The following is a 22,039-nucleotide window of genomic DNA, read 5'->3' on the forward strand; positions in this document are numbered from 1 at the left end:
TATTAGGCACGCCGCCAGCGTTCGTCCTGAGCCAGGATCAAACTCTCCAATAAAGTGTTTGACTTGCTCATTTCTTAACTGACGAGAATTTGTTCGATTCTCTATTTCAACTCCCCACCGAAGTGGTTCGTTTTACTCACTCGTTGTTCAGTTTTCAAAGATCAACTTCTTTGTTTGTCGCCAACAGTTTATCTCGTTAGCAACTTTTATATCTTATCACATCCGCTCGATCATTGCAAGCTTTTTTTTGAATTTGTTTTTCAAATTCATTTTGGCTTGTTGTCCCAAGCGTTTGTTTCGACCGTATTTCTTGGCCGGAAATATAATATACCATGTGCAGATCATGAATGCAAGTCTTTTTTTAAAGTTTTTCATAGAATGCTCTCTATCTAATATAAAAGACCTCTGAATATAGTATGGCTGACAGAAAAGAAAGCCCCCGCTGTTTTCCGTTCCTGTTCTTGATGACATGTCTACTTGGTGACTGAACATTTCTATAATAATACGATTAACTTAAGTCTCAGCTACGAAAACGTCCTACCTCATCCGAAATCCATAGGAGAATGTCTGAGTAAGCTACCAACTTTCCTTAACCGTTCATGAGTCATATGCATCGTTTTTATCTTATCAATCACCCATATCTACATTTCAGAAATAAAAAAACGAAAGCTTCGGATAGATACCCGAAGCCTTCGCTCTATTTATTCATTTATATAGAGTAATATTCCGAAACTATTCGGCACCGAGGAAAGCGTACCTGATCAAGATGATCACAAACAGGATCCACATCAGCCAATGCACCTTAGTATCTGTGCGTCCGATCAACTTGCCGAATACCGCCAGGATGACATAAGCAATGATACCGGCAGAGATGCCGTTAGCGATACCGCCAGTGAAAGGCATCAGGATGATGGTCAAGAATGCCGGGAATGCCTGCATGAAATCATCCCACTCGATATCCCGCACCTGGCTCATCATCAGTACACCGACAATGACAAGCGCTGGAGCTGTAGCAGCCGAAGGAACAACCAGAGCAATCGGAGCCAAGAACAATGCCAGAATAAAGAGTACGCCTGTAGTAACCGCAGTTAAGCCAGTACGTCCACCCTCTGCAACACCGGAAGTACTTTCCACGAAAGCTGTGATTGTACTTGTTCCAAGGAATGCGCCCGCGCTTACGCCGCCGGCATCCACGAGCATCGCTTTACCAAGCTTCTTCTCGCCTTCCTCTTTGTTCTTGAGGAGTCCCGCACGACCTGCGGTACCAACCAATGTACCGAACGTATCGAATAGTTCAACGAACGTAAAGATGAAAATAACTTCGATAAGACCAATGCCAAGCGCACCCTTCAAGTCCATCTGTCCGACAGCCAGATTATCAAATGAAGGAATCCAGCTTGCTGTGCTCAGACCTGACAGATCGGTTACTCCCATCGGAATGCCAATCAGCGTCGTGAGCACGATACCAATAAGCAGAGCGCCTTTCAGTTTCAGGACCATCAGGATGGCGATCAGGAACAGCCCGATGATCGCAAGCAGCGTATCCTTGTTCTCAACGAAATTCCCAAGGCCAAGATTGAAGGCACCGCCTGGTACCGGATGAGTAATATCCGTTCCCGGGTTAATGGAAGCCGTCACAATGTTGCCCAGCTTGAGACCTACGATGGTAATGAACAACCCGATACCGACCGTAATGGCAATCTTTAAGTTGTTCGGAACTGCAGTCAACAGCATTTGGCGGACTTTGGTTACCGTGAGAATGATGAAGACGATACCGGAGATGAATACTGCACCGAGTGCGGCCTGCCAAGTAATTGCGCCGTTCGAGCTTAATACAACCGTCATGAAATACGCGTTCAAACCCATACCTGGTGCCAACGCAACCGGAATGTTAACGAAGAAGCCCATCGCCATCGTCACAAGACCGGCACCTACTGCAGTAGCGAAAAATACGCCTTCCTGCGGAATACCTGCGCCATCAGGACCCAGGAACAGATTGTTGACCAGCAGGATGTAAGCCATGGTCATAAAGGTCGTCAAGCCTGCGATAATCTCGGTTCTTACATTTGTTCCGTGTTCCTTTAGTTTAAAGAAACGCTCCATTGTAGAGATATCCCCCTTAAAATTAATGACCGGCAACATACAAAAAAGACCCTAAGGATAAATCCCCAGGGCCGTCGCTTGAAAAAAGAGCCGCAAAACAATCATTCGCATGCTGCAGGGCAGCATCCTTATCGAATAACCGGCTGCTGCTATATGGAACGATGCTCCATCTTGCAGGCCGATATCTCGAATGCTGGACGAGTCCGCATCATTATATTGCCGCTCTTCTTTTCGTAGCGAGATCATTACGGTGACCTGTAGAGACTCCCGGGCCCATTCCCGGGATTATACGAAAAAGCTCGTTATTTGTAGTTGTCATGTCAGTTTCTACACATATTCTAGGACGAGAAGCCCAACCTTGTCAATAACAAAAACGAATATTAAACTTGTCAATTTAAAGAAATGTTCGGGAATTGATATTCCACAACCCATTCATTCTAGGACAACTGAACTACATACGACAAAATACACACCAAAAACATAGGATAATGCGCACATGAACACTGAAATCCGTTCGGGAGGCGTTTCATTCGTGATAGTAGGAGACGCGCTCGAAACCGGATTGTTTCCACACGCAGGATGAAACAGGGAGCACTGTGCTCATTAGGAGAAACTTATTGCTATTTTACCGACAGCATGATGGGTCTCACTTAATGCGTGGGCATCGTAGAGCCCTTTTTGCGAAAAAGGAAACGTAGCTCCCACGACTGATCTTACCTTTTTTTGCTCCAACAGGGCGGCTATTTCCTGAAGCTGCTGACCATTGGGATCCAGCCATATATTTTTGGCGGTTACGTCATGTTCCCTTACCAGCTCTTCATCAAAATCGCTGACAATGGATATGATTCGCCCGGTATGTTTCTTCAGCACTTTAAAGCTGTTCTTCTGAACATCACCGCCCATCGTATCGAACACAACGTCCACATCCGATAATACATCTTCAAATCGGCTCGTGCGATAGTCAATCATCTGATCAGCTCCGAGTGAAGCCAGCAGCTCATGATTACGCTCACTGGCTGTCGTAATCACGTAGGCCCCCGCTTGTTTGGCAAACTGGATAGCGAACATGCCAACGCCACCTGCGCCGGCGTGAATCAATACCTTCTCCCCTTCAGTCAGTTCACCATGTGTAAACAGCGCCTGCCAAGCAGTCAGTCCTGCGAGCGGAACGGATGCGGCTTCCTCCCATGAGATTGCAGCAGGCTTCCGCGCCAGCAGGTGATCATCCACCAAAGTATATTCGGCATATGTGCCAAAACGGGTGGTTTCCGGACGGGCAAATACTGCGTCTCCCACCTTCCAATCCGTTACCTCGTCTCCAATTTCTGAAATCGTCCCGGCAACATCCCAACCCAAAATAATCGGAAACTCCCAATCCATCATTTGTTTTAAATAGCCTTCACGGAGCTTCCAGTCAATTGGATTGATCGAGGTGGCGGCCACTTTAACTAAGACCTGATGCGCTTGCGGTGTAGGGGTAGGTACTTCTCTTTCCTGTAGTTCTTCCTTGCCCCCATATCGATCAATGACGATAGCTTTCATTCTTATCCTCCTCATAGGTTCAGGTCTTGGTTAAATCTCCCTTAACGCTCGCACCTGACTTTTGCACCCTAACGTATTATTTATCTTATTTCATAAAAGATGCATACAATAAACCAACGGCATTTATCGTCTAGAGGAGAACGGTTCGGGTGGTACAAGCACACATAAAAAAACCTTCAATCCCACAGATGTGGATTTGAAGGTTTTTTGGTCTAGTACAGCTGTATAAAAACTATTCCCACTCGATCGTTGCTGGCGGTTTCGAAGTCACGTCATACACGATACGGTTGACGTTCTCGACTTCGTTCACGATACGGACGGAGATTTTCTCCAGCACATCCCATGGGATACGCGCCCAGTCCGCTGTCATGCCGTCAATGGAGGTTACGGCACGGATACCTACCGTGTAGGAATACGTACGTGCATCACCCATTACGCCGACACTCTTCATGTTCGGAAGCGCCGTGAAATACTGCCAGATCTCGCGATCCAGTCCCGCTTTCGCGATCTCTTCGCGCAGGATGTAGTCGGAATCACGAACGATTTGCAGCTTGTCCTCCGTTACTTCACCCAGTACGCGAATCGCAAGACCCGGGCCAGGGAAAGGTTGACGGTGAACGATCTCATCCGGTAAACCCAGCTCTTCGCCGACTTTACGAACCTCATCCTTAAAGAGTGCTTTGAGCGGCTCGATCAGCGTGAATTTCATGTCTTCAGGCAGCCCGCCGACATTGTGGTGGGATTTGATCGTATGCGCCGTGTCCGTACCGCTCTCAACGATATCGGTATACAGCGTGCCTTGAGCCAGGAATGCGAAATCATCAAACTTGCTGGACTCCTCATCGAATACGTAGATGAACTCGTTGCCGATGATTTTCCGTTTTTTCTCCGGATCGTCTACGCCTTTGAGCTTGGACATGAAGCGTTCCTGAGCGTCAATCTTAACGACCTTCATATCAAACTTGCCGACGAAGGTTTCCATAACGCTCTCAGCCTCGCCCTTGCGCAGCAGTCCATGATCGATAAACATACATGTCAGCTGATCGCCGATGGCCTTGTGAATCAGCATGGCCACAACGGAGGAATCCACGCCGCCGCTCAGCGCGCACAGCACTTTTTGCTCGCCAACGACTTCACGAATTTCACGAACCTGGTCCTCGATAAAAGTCTCCATGCTCCAGTTGCCTTCGCATCCGCACACTTCGTACAAGAAATTCTTGATCATTTCATTACCATGGACGGAGTGACGAACTTCCGGATGGAACTGCACGGCGTACAGCTTCTTATCCTCGTTACTCATCGCAGCAATCGGAGCGGATTCCGTTCCTGCATCCAGCTTAAAGCCGGAAGGCAGCGATACCACATGATCACCATGACTCATCCATACCGTTTGTTTTTGCTCAATCCCTTTGACAAGCGTTGAGTTCGGAGCAAATTCCAATTCGGCTTTGCCGTATTCACGTTTCGAGGCACGTTCTACTTTTCCGTCCAGCTGTTGAGCCATCAGCTGCATGCCGTAGCAAATGCCGAAAATCGGCAGTCCCAGGTCATAAATGGCTGGATCCACATGCGGTGCATTCTCGGAATACACGCTGGAAGGACCTCCTGAGAAAACAATGCCGCGCGGGGAAAGTTCTTTAATTTTCTGGGCGGGCGTGTTGTATGGCAGAAGCTCACTATAAACGCCAAGATCGCGAATGCGTCGTGCTATAAGTTGGTTGTACTGTCCACCGAAGTCCATAACGACGATGATTTCATTAGGCTTATTCATTACCGGGCCTCCCTTGATTAATGAAATTAATTATACGCAACCCTAATTCATACCGTCAAGAAAGAGGGCCCTTTGTTTTCATGCCAGTTTTTTGACAATTCGAATACATTGGCGTAAAAAGAGTACTTTTTCGGTACGGGACCACGGTTCGTCATCGTATGCCGCCCGCTCCCAGCGCTGCGCAAACTGCTCCAGCTCCGCTCTGAATTCGGCATCGGCAATCGACAAGGCATTGACGTATTGACACATGGTCTGCCCTCTTTCCAAATCTCCAAACCTTCGCTGGAGTTTGTCCCAAACCCATACCGAGATCGATACGAGTCCCTCCCGACCGCTTACCGCTATCGTTCTGGCCATCCTCAGAAAGGCCAAACTTTGGCGCACGGTCGGAATTTGATAAACAATCGCCACAAGGATGGGAAGAATCAATAGTAAAACTCCCCCAAACATCACAGGACCGATGGCGGTTATCAGAAAGAGTACTTTAACGGCTCCGTAAATCATGGAGTTCCACAGGCTGTTCCAGTGCTTAAGCCCGGCAGAACCGGAATCACCAACCATTGGAGGCGTGGACATCTGATCGATGCTAAAGCCTGGGGTCGGATCGAACAGCACCCAACCTTGTCCCGGGAAAAAAACCTCAACCCATGCATGCGCATTCTTTTGGGCTACCTCATAACGGTCAACCGTACCTGCCACCCGTTCACCCGGCGCAAATCCGGTCACGTAGCGTGCCGGGATGCCCTCGGATCGGAGCAGCACGGTCATGGTCGTAGCAAAATGAACGCAGTACCCTTCCTTCGTATCAAACAAAAAATAATCGGTAAAATCCCGGCCTTCCGGAGGCACGGACGTTTGCAGGGAATAGGCATGGTTCTGCTCCAAATAGGATTCGATAGCTTTCGCCTTTTCATACCTGTTCACGGCGTCCAATGTTATCTCCCTCGCTAAATTCCTCACCCTAAGGGGCAGCTGCTCGGGAAGCTGCAGGTACATCTCCTTCATATATTCAGGATCGTTGTTGATCGCACTGCGGAGCGGTTGCTCCTCAGGCTGACTATATAAAGTTTCTATGGTATAACCGGATACCGCCCTCTCGCCCTGCAGGGATACCGTTTCGGACAGCCTGTCAACGGCGAGCCTCGGTGTACCCCTCTCTTTGGAGAAATGTATCTCCTTTACGCTGGTAATAATGCCTCCGGACAGAACAGACTGGATCGGAGTATCTTGTTCAAAAGTCAGTGTCTGGACGAGCTTGTCTCCGGAAGGACGCTCCCAATAGGGCAGGATGCCGCTCAGGTCCTCGGATAGCTTGACGGGCTTGCGGATGGAAGGATCCGCCTCCCACTTCCGCCCATCATACCGGTTATACGTGTCTCCTCGCCAATAAGTCGGTTCAGGCGATTGTGCGGTAAAATACAACGCATCACTCAGCGTTAACGGACCTCCCAGATCATTTCCCTGGGAAGCGTATCCGGCAACCTGGGAGGCAGGAATCGACGGTTCCCTGTTTCCCCAGACAAGCTCTCCCCATCCCGTCAGACGTGACGCCATCTCGGAAACCGTTAACCCCACACCTGCCGAAGGCTCGCTAATAGCTCCCCCCACTCGGGTAATCCCGGTGATCAGACCGGAAGCAAGCAGCACCACGAGACTCCAGCGAAGCACAGGCAGCCCGGACAAGCGGCCGGATCGAACAGGCTCAGGAATGTCCAATTCAAAAGAAGTTCCCTCCACGGTTTCCTGCTTCAGCTTAAGGATGAGCATCATGCCCTGGGCCATCAAAATGTACAGCACCGCACGCAGCATATCGCCATAGATGCTTTCTTCCATGGCAGATTCCAGCACCGCCAAATAAACCAGCGTCGAACCGCCAAACAACCACACGGTTCGGCGATACAAAGCCAGCATATGGACCGCGGATACCATGATAGCCCAGCCGACAAGCAGGATGATCGTTCTCGTCTCCTGGCTTAAGGCAGTAAACTCCCACGCATTTCCAAATGCCGAAACGTCACCCGGAAGTGTCTCCGAAGCATAATCGGACAGCCATGCTAGCGGATGACTATATTCAAACAATCGGGCACACAGCCAGACCACCAGAATGGCGTTCAGCGGCAGCCATACCCAGCCCCGGAGCGTAAACAATCCTTGGAGCAGCAAGAATAAAGCCCAGATGAATAAGGTTTGCAGCATAAGATGGCTGCCCATATCCCCTGCATTCCGAAGCGGCAACAGCCACTCTGACAGCAGTCCCATAACCGGCAGCGTAATCAATATACGATGAAGAAGCGTTCCGTGCGACAATCGGGATACGAAAATATGGGGGCCACTCCAGGCTCCGGATATTCCGGCCTTCTGATGGCCTCCATCCCTAACGGGCGAGCTTCCCGGTCCGCTCATGGTCGGCACCTCCTATCTTCGTTGGCTTCTTATCTATCCGCTTTTCCTGCAAGTAAACCAGCCTTCCGCCTTTGCTGAAAAACTCCCGTGCCCACTCCGGCTGCTCCTGATTCTCTAATGGACTCACCTCTAAGCCTGAGTTACCAGCCGATTTCAAACGCTTTACACTTTGCGTACAGAAGATGGTAACCTTTCTGCTGCCCTCATTCAGCAGGTGGATTGCAGCGACAGCCGCTCCCTCATGAAAAACGCCCGTAATAATCGCCCAATCCTTATTCTTTTGCGAGGGAGAAAGAGACTTCTCGAAACTTCGGTCCCCTACAGGATCGTTCCCGGTTAGCTGAACGGAGGCAAACGGTACTAACGTGTCCTGCTGCCCCTTGAACACGTCCTTGTATTCGTTTCGCCGATCCTCCATCCCAGTCCCATCGATATATAGTTGATAGGGAACTTTGTAGCGGATGAGCCGGGATACAAATCCGGCTGCCGCAGATACCGCGTCTTCAAATGCATCCTCCGGTTTCAAGGCGCCAAGACCTGCATACCCTTGGAGCGATGTATCCAGCACAACCCCCTGCCTTGATCCATACCCCTCATGCGGTATGAAGGATTGCAGGCGGCCGAGCTTCGCGGAATTCTTCCAATGAATCCGGTTCATGGGATCACCGGGAACATAATCGCGCACGCCCGATCTCATTTCATTCCAAACATGGAAGCGTACCCGTTCATCTTCGATGTCCATATCGCTTCCATGTTTGGGCACTTGGGCCTCCGGCCACTCGGCGGGTCTTGGCAGCACAATCATGCCGCCGGAATCGCTTTGCACGCTCCGGCTTGTTCTGAACCAGCCGAACATATCGCCCCATTCCACCTCGCTATAAATCGAAGACCAGACTCCGCGGGGAACCTGGTTCAGTCTGTAGGTATACTCGAGCCTTCGCTTCATGCCGGGGAACAGCAGCTTACGGTATTCCCTGATGCCGATCCGGTCGGTTATGATAAGCCACGGCACGGGGAGAAGAGAACGATAGGCCACTTGAACCGTCATTTGAGCAGAATCCCCCGCCTGTATGCATGAAGGGGAGCTTGTATGCGAAATCGTGATTCGGGTTGGGCCCAGCAAACTCGTCAATGCCCCGCCAAACAATAGAATCGTGGATGCCCACCATACAAGGCGCAGCGATTCCCCGCCTAACCAGACATAAAGGCCCAACGAAACGGACCAGATGGCCGCTCCTCTCGACCATTCCAGGAGACGGCGTCTCATGACGGATTTCCCTTCCGGCTTCGCTGACGCGGCAAATCAAACCTCGTAATGATGGACTCCACCATTTCATAAGGAGTTACGCCGGCAGCGCGTGCCTCATGAGACAGATGAATCCGGTGGGTGAGTACAGGAACGGCAACACGCAGGCAGTCATCAGGGATGACATACATTCGACCTGTCAGAAACGCAGCTGCCTGAGAAGCGCGGAGCCACGCCAATGTCCCTCTCGGACTAATCCCCAGGGTCACGCCCTGCTGTTTTCGGGATGCATCGGCAACACTGACCATGTAACGTTTGATGGTGTCATCCACGAATACGCGGGAAACCATCTGCTGCATCCGGATGAGTTCGGAACCCATCATGAGCGGCTTCAGATCATCCAGTCTTGAACTGCCCATCCCCCGCTCCAGCAGCTCCAATTCACCTTCCATATTGGGATATCCCAGCGATAATCTCATCAAAAAGCGGTCCAGCTGCGCATCCGGCAGGCGGCTTGTGCCTTCATATTCGTACGGATTTTGCGTTGCCAGCAGGAAGAACGGGGCAGGCAGAGGATACGTATGGCCGTCCACGGTGACCCGTCCCTCTTCCATTGCCTCCAGCAGCGCGGATTGCGCCCGCGGCGATGCCCGGTTAATTTCATCGGCCAACACAATATTGGACATCACGGGTCCTGGCCTGAATACGAATTCTCCCGTATGCGGATAATAGACCGACGCCCCTGTAATATCCCCTGGCATCAGATCATACGTAAACTGAATGCGGCTGAAATCGCAGCCGATTAACGCAGCCACCGACTTCACCAGCATGGTCTTCCCGACTCCCGGCACATCCTCCAACAGCACATGTCCTCCGGCCAGCAAGGCAATCATCGTTAACGAGATTTGCTCCTCATGTCCTACAATGACACTGCCGATCCGTTGGGTAACCCTCCCCAGAAGCTCGGGTGCCCACTCCGGATGATTTGCTTCTTCAGCCTGAACGGATGAACTAAACAAGAACATCAACCCCCAACCTATATTCATAGATTATTAGATAGCGGTAACTTGGAATCTTGAATCTATGAATAGGTTTTCCAAGAAAGCAAGAAGATAGACGTCATTTGCTAGAAAAGGATTGGCCTTTCCCTCATGATTTATAGCGTACGGTCCGCCTTGACTGATCGGCATCTACACGAAAAAGGCCAGCCCGTCACTCACGGCTGGCCTCAAACTCCATCTTACTTACATGCTGGCTTTCATCGTTCACGTCCGATTATCCTATTAACGATTCACAGCCTTAATCATTTCCAATTCCAAATCCGGTCAAGGATCACAGCAGCCTGAGCACGCGTAAAGTATGCCTTCGGCACGATTTTGCCGTTCATGCCATTCACGATGCCCGAACCTGCAAGCGCCGCTGCACTCGATTTGGCATACTCGGCGACCTGATCCCCATCAGCAAAAGAATCCAGTGACCCTTCGCCTCCGAGCTTCTTGCCTGCCGCCTCCAGGGCACGCTGCGTTATCAGCATCATGTCCTGGCGTTTCATCGGTGTGTTCGGCAAGAAGCGGTTTCCGCCGACGCCTTGAACGAGCCCAAGCTCTGCAGCGATTTGCACATCTTCGTAATAATATGCCGAAGACGTAACATCTCCGAATGCTGCCCGGCCATCGCCCGAGCCCTCCAGCTCCAACGCGCGTACGAGCATAATGAGGAATTCAGCTCGAGTTATCGGGTTCAACGGATTGAATCTTGTTTCGGTCTCACCTTGAATGATCCCGCGAGATGCCATCGTTTCGATTGCATCGATCGCCCACGGCACATGCTTCAGGTCATGGAACGTCTTGAATGCGGAGGCGACTGCAAACGTGCCGCCATGCGGCAGCGCAGCACGAACGATCCCATCTGCGGAATTATACCGGCTACTGGAAAGCGGAACTCCTCGTCCGTTAGAGTCGATATTCCAAACCATGATATGATTCGGTCGTGCAAGCTCTTCCTCGGTGGGGGAATAAGGCACCGACCAGATGAGACGCTTGCCCTGTTTCCAGGACAAAGCCCGCTCGGCAGCAATAACCTCTACCCGGAACACCGGATTATCGCCGATCTTCTCGCGAAGGGCCGCATCCAGATTGCTGCCGGAGACTTTCGCCAGACGCAGCGTGACGGTATCCGTATCCTTTACACCGGTCCCCTGAATCAACACGCTTGGCATTTCCAGCGTACCGAACTCTGTTTGGACTAGGAGAACTGCCTGCGGATTCCCCAGCAGCCACTTACCCGGCAGCAGAATATCATAGGACTGGGCTCCTTTCTGCGCCGGAATATCAACAAACGCAAGCTTCGTCCCCTCCGTCCCGGCTGCCTCCTTATCCAACGCCTGCTGAAGGACTTGACTCGAGACAGCAGCGATGATCTGCCCGTTGTTGTTCCGGATTTCGAGTGAAGACGAAGACGTGCTTGGAGCCGGACTCGTACTGTTTCCGCCTCCGCCCGTGGTTCCTCCGCTTCCTCCGTTACCGCCGCCGTTATGTTCTCCGCCGTTTCCATTGCCTCCGCCAGGAGCCGAGCTCTTCGAGAATTCCAGCACGCCAAACCTGGACGTATTCTGGTAGGATTGGCCGGTCGGATCCGACCATATGGCCACGCTGTCTCTTGTACCCTGACCGTCTTCATCGTTGTTCACCTGCAAATCGAACCCGATGACTGTCCCTTTCTCAGGCTTGATCTTATCCAGGCGGATCGCAACTTCAACGATATATCCCCCGTCGATTACCTTCGCTGCGGATGTGAAGTTATCCTCGCCCGCATGACCGCCAAAAGAACGCGCATTGTTGAAGTTCATCCGGTACTGTCCATCATCTTCTTGGTAAACATCCGTCTTTCCATTATTCTGATCCACAAAAATCTCTACCGAATCCTGCTCCCATACGTTGGGACTCGCATCCGATAACAAGCTGTCGCTAATGATGGCATAAACGTACAGGTGATTCTCATCCCATAGCGTCCGGAATGTAGCGGTCGCGCCGCTGTTTCCCTCGACCCACACGTCGGTTGCCAATTCCCCGGCATCCTTCCAGATGCCGTCGAGTTCGCCGTCCACCGTTGGGGTGCCATAGCCGGCCTGGGCCGATTTCGGCGCAGCAGAGAGTGTTAGAATGCCGAGTCCCTCCTGATCGCTGTCCTGGGCATGCCTTGGATCGCTCCAGGACACCACCGCTCCGTTCTTGCCATGCTCGGAGCCGTCATCCGAACCGGAATCCGTTACTCGGACATCGAAATAAATCTCGCCGCCCAGCGCTCCTGCTCCGTTTAACTGGAGGAGGGCTTCCCCTGCGTAACCCGCAGCGGTCTCGACCGTATTGGCGGCTTCACGCTGAATCCGGGCTTTTTGCAGGGTACCGTTCACCATAGCGAAGATGTCAACCTGATCTCCAGGGGATATCGAACCGTCCAACACGTCAACCCTGACATACATATGGTCCTTGTCCCATAGTGTCTTAAATTCAGCAGATAACGATCCTAGCTGCTCTGTCTTAAGTGCCGGAACCAAATTCCAGGCAAAGTCCGGTTGTCCGTCGATGACCGCCTTACCCTCCGCAGCCGTTCCGGTTTTTCTCACAATCGTTAGCCTGGAGGGATCAACCATCCCCCAATAGGCTGGCTTGGCTTGATATTGCTTGTCAAAGGGAAACGGGGCATCCTGCCGTCCCGTACCCGCGGGACGGTCATGCAGCCAGGTATGGTCGTCTGCGATCCCCCAAATGGTGACATTGCTGATCCAGCCCCCTTCCACGCCTGCATCGGCGCCCATTTGATCCAGCCGCTTCAATTCTTCAAACAGCTCTTTGTACCGATAGCCTTGCTTGTCAAGCAATTCCTGAGGAACGATCTGGTAGGCGTCGGTATTGTTCGTGTACACCGAAACGTCCAGCTCGGTAAGCTGATTATCGAAGCCGGCCTCGCCGAACATTCGGATGGAATCCGAGATTTGCTGGATGGACGGTCCGCTGATATTGATGTGCGTTTGATGGCCCACGCCATCAATCGGAACGCCTTCCTCCTTCAGCTGTTTCACGAGATTCAGCAAGTAATCGCGTTTCTTCGGATTGTGCGTGCTGTAATCGTTGATGTAGAGCTTGGCCTCGGGGCCGGCAGCGTCACGCGCAGCATGAAAGGCGGTCCGGATATAGTCGAGCCCCGTCATCCGGTACCACTGGCTGTCCCGCATGCCATCCGGACGCCCTTCGTCAATGACCTCATTCACGACGTCCCAATCGCGGGCATCCCCCTTATAGCGGCCGACCACTTCGTGAATATAGGCTTCCAGTCTCCCAAGAACGAGCGCTTTATTCTCCGGCGTGACCTCGAGATAATGGCCCTGATCATCCTTCAGCATCCATTCGGCTCCTTGCTGATGCCACAGCAGCGTATGGAACCGAAGGTTCATGCCATGATCCCTGGCATAATCCCTGATGAGATCCGCGTTGGTAAAGTTATAGGTCCCCTCTCTCGGACTGAGAGATTCCGGCTTCATCACATTCTCGGCAACAAGCGAGTTGTAATGGTAATCCAGAAGCTCCTTGTGCACGCCGGACAGATGCTTGGGCTCCACGGCTGCCCCAATCTCGAAATAATCCCGATACACATCCTTCAGTGCCGGAATATCCGTCTGAATCGAGCCTGGCAGTGCGAGCTTAATGTCATCGACATAGAAATTGGAAAGATCTGCGGTTTCCACATACAGCTTCAAAGTTTCCATATCCGAACTGAAGCCGAAGGTTCCCTTCAGTTCCACCCACTCCGTGCCGCTCGCGGAGGCTGAGGCAACGGTCGTATAGGACGTGTCTGCTGCGCCCGCTGCTTTGTTCTCCATCGAAAGAGATATTTTGACCGGAGCGGCAGGCGTCTGCTCAAGCCTCGCATAGGCTGAGATCGTATACGTTTTTTGGCTCACCATGATGTTTTTAACGTCTTGGCTGGGCCCGTTCCAGCTGTTCGTCCGCTCATGGACCTTTAAGCCGTAGCCGCCGCTATGGGCTGCTTCTGGTAAAGCTTCTACTGTCTCCGAATCGCGTGGTCCCCAATCCATCGTCGTTCCGTCTTCAAAATCCCATACGACCGTATTCTCTCCCCCCGGTATTTCATTCCCCGGGTTCGGTGCCGGCTCAATCAGCCGGACCTTGAATTCATCCATATAATAAGCGACGTCCGGACTGCTGGGACTCTGCAAATAAACCTGCAGGGCTGAAGCATTAACATCGTATTTATAATTGCCTTTTACCTCTACCCACCCGTCGGCGGATACATCGACCGGACTGCTGAAGTTCACATATTCCGGCTCAGTTCCGGTTTGCTGCATGGCAAGCTGAAGCTTCTGAGACCCTTGGGTGCCCTCCTTCAAATGGACATAGGCGGAAATTTCATAGGTAGCTCCCTTGTCCAGCTGATTGGTGGCGGATAGATTAAACCCCGGTCCGTTCCAGTTCGCCGTCCTTCCCTCCGTAAGCAAACTCCCTGTCCCTTCATAGGCATAGGTTGCGGAAGTCACCGTCTCCGTCCCCCGTTTGAACCACCCCTCCGTCCCGCCATCGAAATGATGGTGAATCACAAGATCCTGATCAACGGGCGTTTGAGCCGGTTCAACTGCCGCCGCACTCCAGCTGGGCGGAATGAGCAGCATGGACGCGATCAGCATCAGGCTGATTTTCCTAAAGACTGTTCTCATAGACACGGTATGCTTGCCTCCTCATCGGTTGCATTTATGGTCTGTCCTATAGCGAAACCTTGGTCATTCTTTTACGCTGCCCACGTTCAATCCAACAACGAAATATTTCTGCAGAAACGGGTATACCACCAGAATCGGAACGGAGGCCACGACCGTTACGGCCGCCCGTATCGACAACGGCGTTACCATGGCGGCGGCCGAATCCTGGTTCATGCCTGCGCCAGCAGCGACATTCGGATTGCTGTTGGAATTCATGCTTGACGAGAGCAGCTTCATGAGCTCGTACTGCAGCGTGCTCAGCTTCTGCGTTGAAGACGTATACAGGAAGGCGTCAAACCATGTGTTCCATGCGCCAACTGCTACAAACAGCGCGATCGTGGCAAGCACCGGCTTGCACAGCGGGAAGATGATTTGCATGAAGATTTTGAAATCCCCCGCGCCGTCGATTCTTGCGGATTCGACCAGGCTTTCGGGAAGGGTGCCGATGTAGGTGCGGATCACAATCAGGTTGAACGCACTCACCATGGACGGCAGGATGTATACCCAAAAGCTGTTCAGCAAATTCAAATCCTTGATCAGGAAATAACCCGGGATCAAACCGGCGTTAAAGTACATCGTTAACACAAACACCAGCGTAATCGGCTTGCGGAAGGCGTATTCGCGCCGGCTTAACGTGTACGCCAGCATCGTCGTCAGGAAGATATTCAATACGGTGGAGAGAACGGTTCTGGCCACCGTGACCCAGAATGCGTCATAAATCGTCCCGGAAGCGAACACCGCCTTGTAATTTTGCAGCGTCCACTCCCTCGGGAGCAGGTAGATTCCGCCGCGGATCGTATCGTTCCCAGCATTGAACGACACCGCAATCGTGTTCAGGAACGGGTACAGCGTCACGATCACGAGGAAGATCATAAAAGCGGTGTTAAACGTATTGAACAGAACCGGCTCCACGCGCGTTCTAACGATATCTTTCTTCACGGGAGCGTTTGCCGCATTTTGCGGGCTGAGCTGCTGATTTCCCATGTCTATAACAACCTCTCTTCCCCAAGCCGCTTCGCGGTCCAGTTGGCAAGCAGCAGCATGGTGACGCTGACCACCGTCTTAAAGATCCCGCCGGCCGTTGCCATCGAGTAGTTCCCTTGCGCAATTCCATACTTCAGTACGAAGATATCGATCGTCTCCGCCCAGTCCACTACGAGCCCGTTGCCAAGCAGATACTGCACTTCGAATCCGGCTTCAAGAATGTGTCCGATGGACATAATCAGCAGGATCACGATGGTTGCCTTGATGCCTGGAAGCGTCACGTGAAGCATCTTGCGATAGCGACTGGCCCCGTCGATTTCAGCGGCTTCGTAAAGCGCAGGGTCGATGGAAGCAATGGCAGCCAAGTAGATGATCGTGTTCCAGCCCACCTCTTTCCAGACATGGGAGCCCCCGACGATCCCCCAGAAATATTTCCCCTCGCTCAACCACAGAATCGGTTCCTGGATGATCCGAAGCTTCATCAACAGATCGTTAATAATGCCGTCCGAGGCAAGCGAGGTAGCCACGATGCCCGTTACGATAATCCAGGACAAGAAATGGGGCAGATACGAAATGGTCTGGACGGTTCGTTTCCAGAATACTTTCTTGATTTCGTTTAACAGCAGCGCCAAAATAATGGCAGTAACAAACCCAAGCACGAGGTTGATCAAACTCATGCCTACCGTGTTGCGCAGCACGCGCAGGAAATTGTCGTCCGTAAACAGGAATTTAAAGTGCTTCAGCCCCACCCACGTCTGTTGCCCGAAGTCCCTGGCCGGCTTGTAATCCTGGAAAGCCATTGTCCAGCCCCATACGGGAACGTAGGCAAACAGGATAATATACAGCATCAACGGGACTGACATCAGGATCAGCTGCTTCTGATTTTTGATGAGGGTCCATGTGATGGACTGTTTCTTTCCCCTTTTGGGCCGGACGGCTCTTTTTTTCGCTAAGGTCTCCATATCAAGCTGCTCTCCCCACCAACCTTAATTTTAGAAAGTGGAAGGCTAATAGCTCGCCTTCCACCCTCTGATTCTCAACCGGTTATTTACTCCAATTATCGATTCTCCATTGGATCTGTTCGTTAATTCGGTCTTCATAGGCCTTGATGTTGATTTTTCCGATTTCGGCCGTATACTCGCTCCATGCCGATTCGAAATCGGCCGGTTTGGCCAGTATGACCTTCGGCAAGTGTTTGGTAGACAGGTCATTCAGCTTCGTGTTGACCACCTTCGCTTCCGAGCCTTCAACCAAATCAATTGTCCATGCCGGGTAGGCCACCTCGTTCTCCGGCGGCTCGCTGAAGAAGTCCACGTAGCTGTCAAAGCCGTAAGCTTCAAGGAACTTCTTGTCGTATTCCTTCAGGCCGGCTTTATACTCCTCAGGCTGAGCCGCCGCATCCGTCGCGTTGCCGTCGCTGTAGCTTCCTTCGATTTTCGGTGCGAAGCCGAAGAAGGCATCCGCTTTGTTCGCCAGCTTCCAGGTCCCGTCCGTAAACGCATCACGCTGCTCCTGCGTTTTCATAAAGCGGCCTTCGTCATTCACGATGTAATCCTCGCCCTCGATTCCCCAGCTCAATACCTTCTGCCAATCCTCCGTAATCAAGGCGTCGAGCAGCTTCAGGATTTTGACCGGATCCTTGGCGTTCACGCTGATGCCGAAGCCATTATTCAGGTTGAGCGGCCCGCGGTCGCGATAATGATCCTTGATGCTCTCGTCGTAGACCAGCGGAATGCCTACATATGTTCTTTCATCCTTACCCTGCGTAATCAGGGAGTTTTCCGCGTTTTGGAAGTTCCAGTGCTGATCGAACATCCCCAGCACCGTACCGCTGGAAAGCTTGGCAAGATACTGGTCATAGTTCTGCACGAAGGTCTCTTTGTCGATCAGTCCCTGCGCATTCATCTCGTTCAGTTTCTGGTAGTACTGCTTAGCATAATCCTTGTTGGCAAATACCTCGGCAACGCCATCCTTAACGACGACACCTCCATCGTTCGGATGTCCAATCAAATGCTGCGGGGCGTTGAACAGCCCCCAGTTTCTCCAGTCGTAATTCAGGATTTCGAACCCGATCGTCGGGCTGCCGTCAATGGTCGGGTATTTCTCCTTATACTTGGAGATCAGATCAAAGTACTCATCCAGCGTCTTGACCTTTGGATAACCGAACTCCTCCAGCACCGCCTTCTGAATCCAGAACGCCGGTCCCGAATACCAGGTGCTGTTCAGCTTGCCGTTGAACACGCCATAATTCGGAAGAATATAGATGTGTCCGTCATTCGGGTCCTTCATCATGTTCCAGTAGTCTGCATAATGCTTTTTCAAGTTGGGAGCATGCTCCTCAATCAAATCTTCCAGCGGAATATAAGCGCCTGCCGCTGTAAGCTTCGTATTTCCAGTCATCATATCCGGATAATCGGAACCGGCAATCATAACGCCCAGTTTCTGATTGATATCGCCGGCCAGAAACTCAAAGTTGAAGGTGGCGCCGAGCTCATCCTTGATTTTCTTATAGATTTTGTTATCCGGCGTCGGCTGCTGCCCAGCCTCTCCAATAAAAACACTCACCTCAAATGGTTCGATCTTATCCCCGTCCGTCCCGGGTGTTGTTTGTTCTGCGGAGTCCTTTGCTTCCGGCTGGGCCCCGCTATTCCCGTTTCCGCCCCCGCAGCCCGTAAGGACGATGCAAAGCGACAACAGCAACACCGTGCTGAGCCGAAGCCATGATTTTGTCTTCCCCCCCATAAAAGCACCTCCGTCATAATGTGGTTACACCGTTGGTCGTTACGCCTCTTCATGTAACCTTCCTTTATTGTAAAAGCGCTTTCAAAGGCGGACTATACTATAATTAAAGCATTAACCTTAAAAACTTTAGAACATCCTGTTCTTGAACTCATTCGGTGCCATGCCCCATCTTTTTTCGAAATGCTTAAGGAATTGGTTGTAGTGGCTGTAGCCGACCCTTTCGGCGATTTCGCTGTTCTTCAGCTTGTTCTGCTTCAACAGCGCGGCCGCTTCCTCAATCCGCAAATTATGTATGAGTTCGTTGAAGCCAATCCCATTCTTACGCATCAGCAGCTGGCCGAGATAGACCGGATGAAGATAAAAAAGCTCCGCCAATCGCTTAATGGTCAGATTCTCGCGGTAGTGCTGCCGAATATAATCGTTAATCTCCTGGATTACGCCTTGCGAATGCCGGGCCTGTTCCTTGAGAAGAAGCTCGATGCACTCTTCCCCGAAGCGCAGCAGCTCTCCCATCAAGTCGTTCAAATGGGTGGTTCCGTCCGTTAATCCAGCTGCATTGGATTTGGCTGCCAGGATTCGAGCTTCCGCACCTTCCGCCTCCCTTACCAAATCCATAATTTTATACAAACCATGGATCACCATTTTCTTCACGATCCCCGGCGCGATTCGCTGCTCCACAAACGTGGACGCAGCCAATCGGGCAGCCTCGCGATATCCCTTCTTGTCGAGGAGTTCCACGGACCTGATGACATCATCCATCAGGTTCGTGGGGTAACGATAATGAAACGGCCGATCCCGTACCTCTTCATATGAAATCATCCCGCCGTACGCCGGATCGTAAAATTGATGCTCGATGGCTTCCCTGGCGGTCTCGTAGCAGCGACGGATCTGCACCAGAGACTGCTGGCCTTCTCCTACAGCTATAAAAAGCCGCTGTCCTGCATAATGGCGGAGCAGCTCGCGGATCGTGCCTGAGGGTACGCTCCCGTTGTCAGTGGAATAACCGTACACCAAACCAAGCCGGTTCGGTTCCAGATCGATGACATACTCCGAATTCGCGTGGGCGGACAAGCGGGCGACGGTTTCCCTGACGGCAGGAAACAAGGCAGACTCTGCTTGGATCAGACATACGTTCCACTCTTGATGGGCGGAGGATAAAACCTGAAGCTTCGACAGGCCGCTAGCCCGAAGCGGCATCTCCAGAAGCGTTTGCATGATCAGCGAAACATCCTCTTCCCTCTTAGCAATCGCGCTCAGGCTTAATCTGCGATGCTCCTGCATCATCTCTGCATGAATCTTGCCGAGCTCCTCCTCGGCTTCCTCTGCAATAATAGGCTTCAGCATGTAGTGATGGATGCCGTGCCGCAATGCCTTCCTTGCATATTCAAATTCACTGTAGCCGCTCATGATGGCAAACTTTACACCGCTATCCCGGTGATGCTGCTGCCAGGTTTCAATCATATGAAGTCCGTCCATTAGCGGCATGTTCACATCGGTAATGACCAAATCCGGCGCAAGCCCATGAATCATCTTCAAGCCTTCCACTCCGTTGCCCGCGGTTCCGCAGACGCTAAACCCCAAGCGTTCCCAATCGATCCACAGCGCCAGCCCTTCCAGCGCACCCGGTTCGTCATCGATCAACAGCACTTTGAATGGCATGGTTCTCCCCCTCTCCGCCTTCTAACTCCCGAGACTCCAACAGCCGGATCGGAATCTCGAATGAAACGGTTGTCCCTTGATTCGGGGTGCTGGCAATGTTGAACATGACATGATCGTCGTAGTACAGCTCCAGCCGCCGATATACGTTTCGAATACCGAAGCTGTTGCCCGAGAACTGCTCGTTGCGAACCGAGAGAATAATGTCCCGTAGCTTGCTTTGCTCAATGCCCTTACCGCTATCCGTAATGACGATGCGAAGATAATCACGGGCAACCGAAGCGCATATGGTCACCAGACCCGCTCCATCCATCGCCTGCAGGCCATATTTGCATGCATTCTCAACGAGAGGTTGAATGCTCATTTTCGGAATTTTATAATGAAGCGCTTCCACATCGATGTTGAATTGATATTCGAATTTATCCCGAAAGCGGAATTTTTCGATTTTGAGATACATTTCGATAAATCTGATTTCCTCCTCCACGGAAACCAAATCCTCTCTCCAGCTCAGCAGTCTGCGAAGCAGCTTGGACAAGCTTTTGATAATATCCGTCACATCCGTGTATCGGTTCTTCGTGCAGACGACCAATATCGCATTCAGGGTATTGAACAGGAAATGGGGATTCATTTGGCTCTGCAAAAAGTTCAATTCAGCCCGAACCCGCTCCATCTCCAGGCTTTTCTTCTGAATCTCCAGCTTGTACACATTGTTGATCAGGGAGTTCATCTTCGCTGTCATCTGATTGAAATTCCGGATGAGTCCACCGATTTCGTCCCGGCCTTCGTCCAGTTCAATCAAGTCGAACTTCTCGTTGCTCACCTTCTGCATATGACGGGACAAACGCTTCACCCGGTAATTGTAGGACCGAAGCATAATGGTAATAAAGACCGCCGCAACCAGCGTAACAACCGCTGCCAATACAACGGTAAACATCTGCATATCCAGCATGGCGCTCGTGATCCGGCTGCCCCGGTTGATGCCGATCAGCTTCCAACCCTTCACGTACCTGGCCGTTCCGATCGAGAACACATGCCGATCCTCTTCATCGTATTGCCCCAGATCAAACTTCGAATACGCGCTGTACTTCCCTCTTTCATAACCGCTGCCGGCCGACATAATAATCTCATTGTTCTCGTTCACCAAATACATATCCAAGTAATCGCGTTCCCGTACAATGACGTCATAGATCTTGCTCAGGTCGATGTCGATGCGAAGCAGCTTCTCATAAGTGGAATAACCATCAAAATAATCCATCTTCTCAATGACGCTTAAATACGGGGCCGTCGAAGCCGAGTTGCTTGCTTCCGTAGCCCTGTATGCCGCCACCAGCACCGGATGGGCCGAACTCTTCCACAACGCATACCAGTCGCTCTCGAGCACATTATTGTTGATCACATGATAATTGCCGCCGGACACAATGGTGGAATTTTCGGTGAAGATGCTAATCCGCTGAATCTGGTTGTTAACCGGTATGTAGCTGGTTACCCGATTACGGAGCTGCTCATCAAAGGTCTCGTAGAAGTCCAGCTGGGACTCATATTCACGATCGAGCATTTCGTAAAGGGTCTTATCCGTACTCAGCGCATGACTTACAGCCACCCCGCCGTCGATGAAATTATGAATATCCTTCCTAGCCCGCTCCATCGAGATATCGAGGTTCTGCTCCTCTCTCTCCCGGATCAGCTCCGACATCCGATCCATAAAGATGAGGTTGACCACCAGAATAGGCAGCAGTACACCAATGACAAAAATAAGAAAAAATTTAGTTTTCAACGGAATATCGTTCACGAAATTCCCCAGCCTGAACATCCTCTTCATGAA

Annotated in this window: 12 protein-coding genes and 1 riboswitch; all 12 genes read right to left on the bottom strand. The window is 51.5% G+C overall.

The window, feature by feature from the left end; genetic code table 11:
* Nucleotides 1-732: 732 nt before the first annotated feature.
* Complete coding sequence (locus ACQKPA_RS09920; RefSeq protein WP_071220837.1) at nucleotides 733-2,103, bottom strand: NCS2 family permease; 1,371 nt, start codon at nucleotides 2,101-2,103, stop codon at nucleotides 733-735.
* Between the two features lie 214 nt (nucleotides 2,104-2,317).
* Nucleotides 2,318-2,416: riboswitch (purine riboswitch) on the bottom strand.
* A 290-nt stretch (nucleotides 2,417-2,706) separates the two neighbouring features.
* On the bottom strand, nucleotides 2,707-3,645 hold the full coding sequence (locus ACQKPA_RS09925; RefSeq protein ID WP_427491746.1) for an NADP-dependent oxidoreductase: 939 nt from the start codon (nucleotides 3,643-3,645) through the stop codon (nucleotides 2,707-2,709).
* 232 nt (nucleotides 3,646-3,877) lie between these two features.
* Nucleotides 3,878-5,416 carry a glutamine-hydrolyzing GMP synthase gene (guaA, locus tag ACQKPA_RS09930; protein ID WP_127595218.1) on the bottom strand — a complete coding sequence of 513 codons (1,539 nt, stop codon included), beginning with the start codon at nucleotides 5,414-5,416 and terminating at the stop codon, nucleotides 3,878-3,880.
* A gap of 78 nt (nucleotides 5,417-5,494) precedes the next feature.
* Nucleotides 5,495-7,819: a transglutaminase domain-containing protein gene (locus ACQKPA_RS09935; protein ID WP_427491749.1), complete on the bottom strand. Its 2,325-nt coding sequence runs from the start codon at nucleotides 7,817-7,819 to the stop codon at nucleotides 5,495-5,497.
* Nucleotides 7,791-9,086 (bottom strand): DUF58 domain-containing protein, encoded by a 1,296-nt coding sequence (locus tag ACQKPA_RS09940; RefSeq protein WP_427491751.1) that lies wholly within the window; start codon nucleotides 9,084-9,086, stop codon nucleotides 7,791-7,793. Before ACQKPA_RS09940 ends, ACQKPA_RS09935 begins: the two co-directional genes overlap by 29 nt.
* Nucleotides 9,083-10,090 (bottom strand): AAA family ATPase, encoded by a 1,008-nt coding sequence (locus ACQKPA_RS09945; RefSeq protein ID WP_427491753.1) that lies wholly within the window; start codon nucleotides 10,088-10,090, stop codon nucleotides 9,083-9,085. Before ACQKPA_RS09945 ends, ACQKPA_RS09940 begins: the two co-directional genes overlap by 4 nt.
* Before the next feature lie 278 nt (nucleotides 10,091-10,368).
* Complete coding sequence (locus ACQKPA_RS09950) at nucleotides 10,369-14,796, bottom strand: endo-1,4-beta-xylanase (RefSeq protein WP_427492765.1); 4,428 nt, start codon at nucleotides 14,794-14,796, stop codon at nucleotides 10,369-10,371.
* A gap of 63 nt (nucleotides 14,797-14,859) precedes the next feature.
* Nucleotides 14,860-15,819 carry a carbohydrate ABC transporter permease gene (locus ACQKPA_RS09955; RefSeq protein WP_427491755.1) on the bottom strand — a complete coding sequence of 320 codons (960 nt, stop codon included), beginning with the start codon at nucleotides 15,817-15,819 and terminating at the stop codon, nucleotides 14,860-14,862.
* A gap of 2 nt (nucleotides 15,820-15,821) precedes the next feature.
* Complete coding sequence (locus tag ACQKPA_RS09960) at nucleotides 15,822-16,781, bottom strand: ABC transporter permease (RefSeq protein WP_427491757.1); 960 nt, start codon at nucleotides 16,779-16,781, stop codon at nucleotides 15,822-15,824.
* A gap of 82 nt (nucleotides 16,782-16,863) precedes the next feature.
* The gene (locus tag ACQKPA_RS09965; RefSeq protein ID WP_427491759.1) at nucleotides 16,864-18,561 is read right to left on the bottom strand and encodes an ABC transporter substrate-binding protein; all 1,698 of its coding nucleotides are present in this window, start codon (nucleotides 18,559-18,561) and stop codon (nucleotides 16,864-16,866) included.
* A gap of 126 nt (nucleotides 18,562-18,687) precedes the next feature.
* Nucleotides 18,688-20,220, bottom strand: a complete 1,533-nt coding sequence (locus ACQKPA_RS09970; RefSeq protein WP_427491761.1) for a response regulator — start codon at nucleotides 20,218-20,220, stop codon at nucleotides 18,688-18,690.
* A complete protein-coding gene (locus ACQKPA_RS09975; RefSeq protein ID WP_427491763.1) occupies nucleotides 20,192-22,036 on the bottom strand; it encodes a histidine kinase in 1,845 nt (614 codons plus the stop codon). The genes ACQKPA_RS09970 and ACQKPA_RS09975 overlap by 29 nt, the downstream gene beginning before the upstream one ends.
* Nucleotides 22,037-22,039: the final 3 nt, after the last annotated feature.

Source organism: Paenibacillus sp. NPDC093718, assembly GCF_050279985.1.
Classification (GTDB): domain Bacteria; phylum Bacillota; class Bacilli; order Paenibacillales; family Paenibacillaceae; genus Paenibacillus_AQ.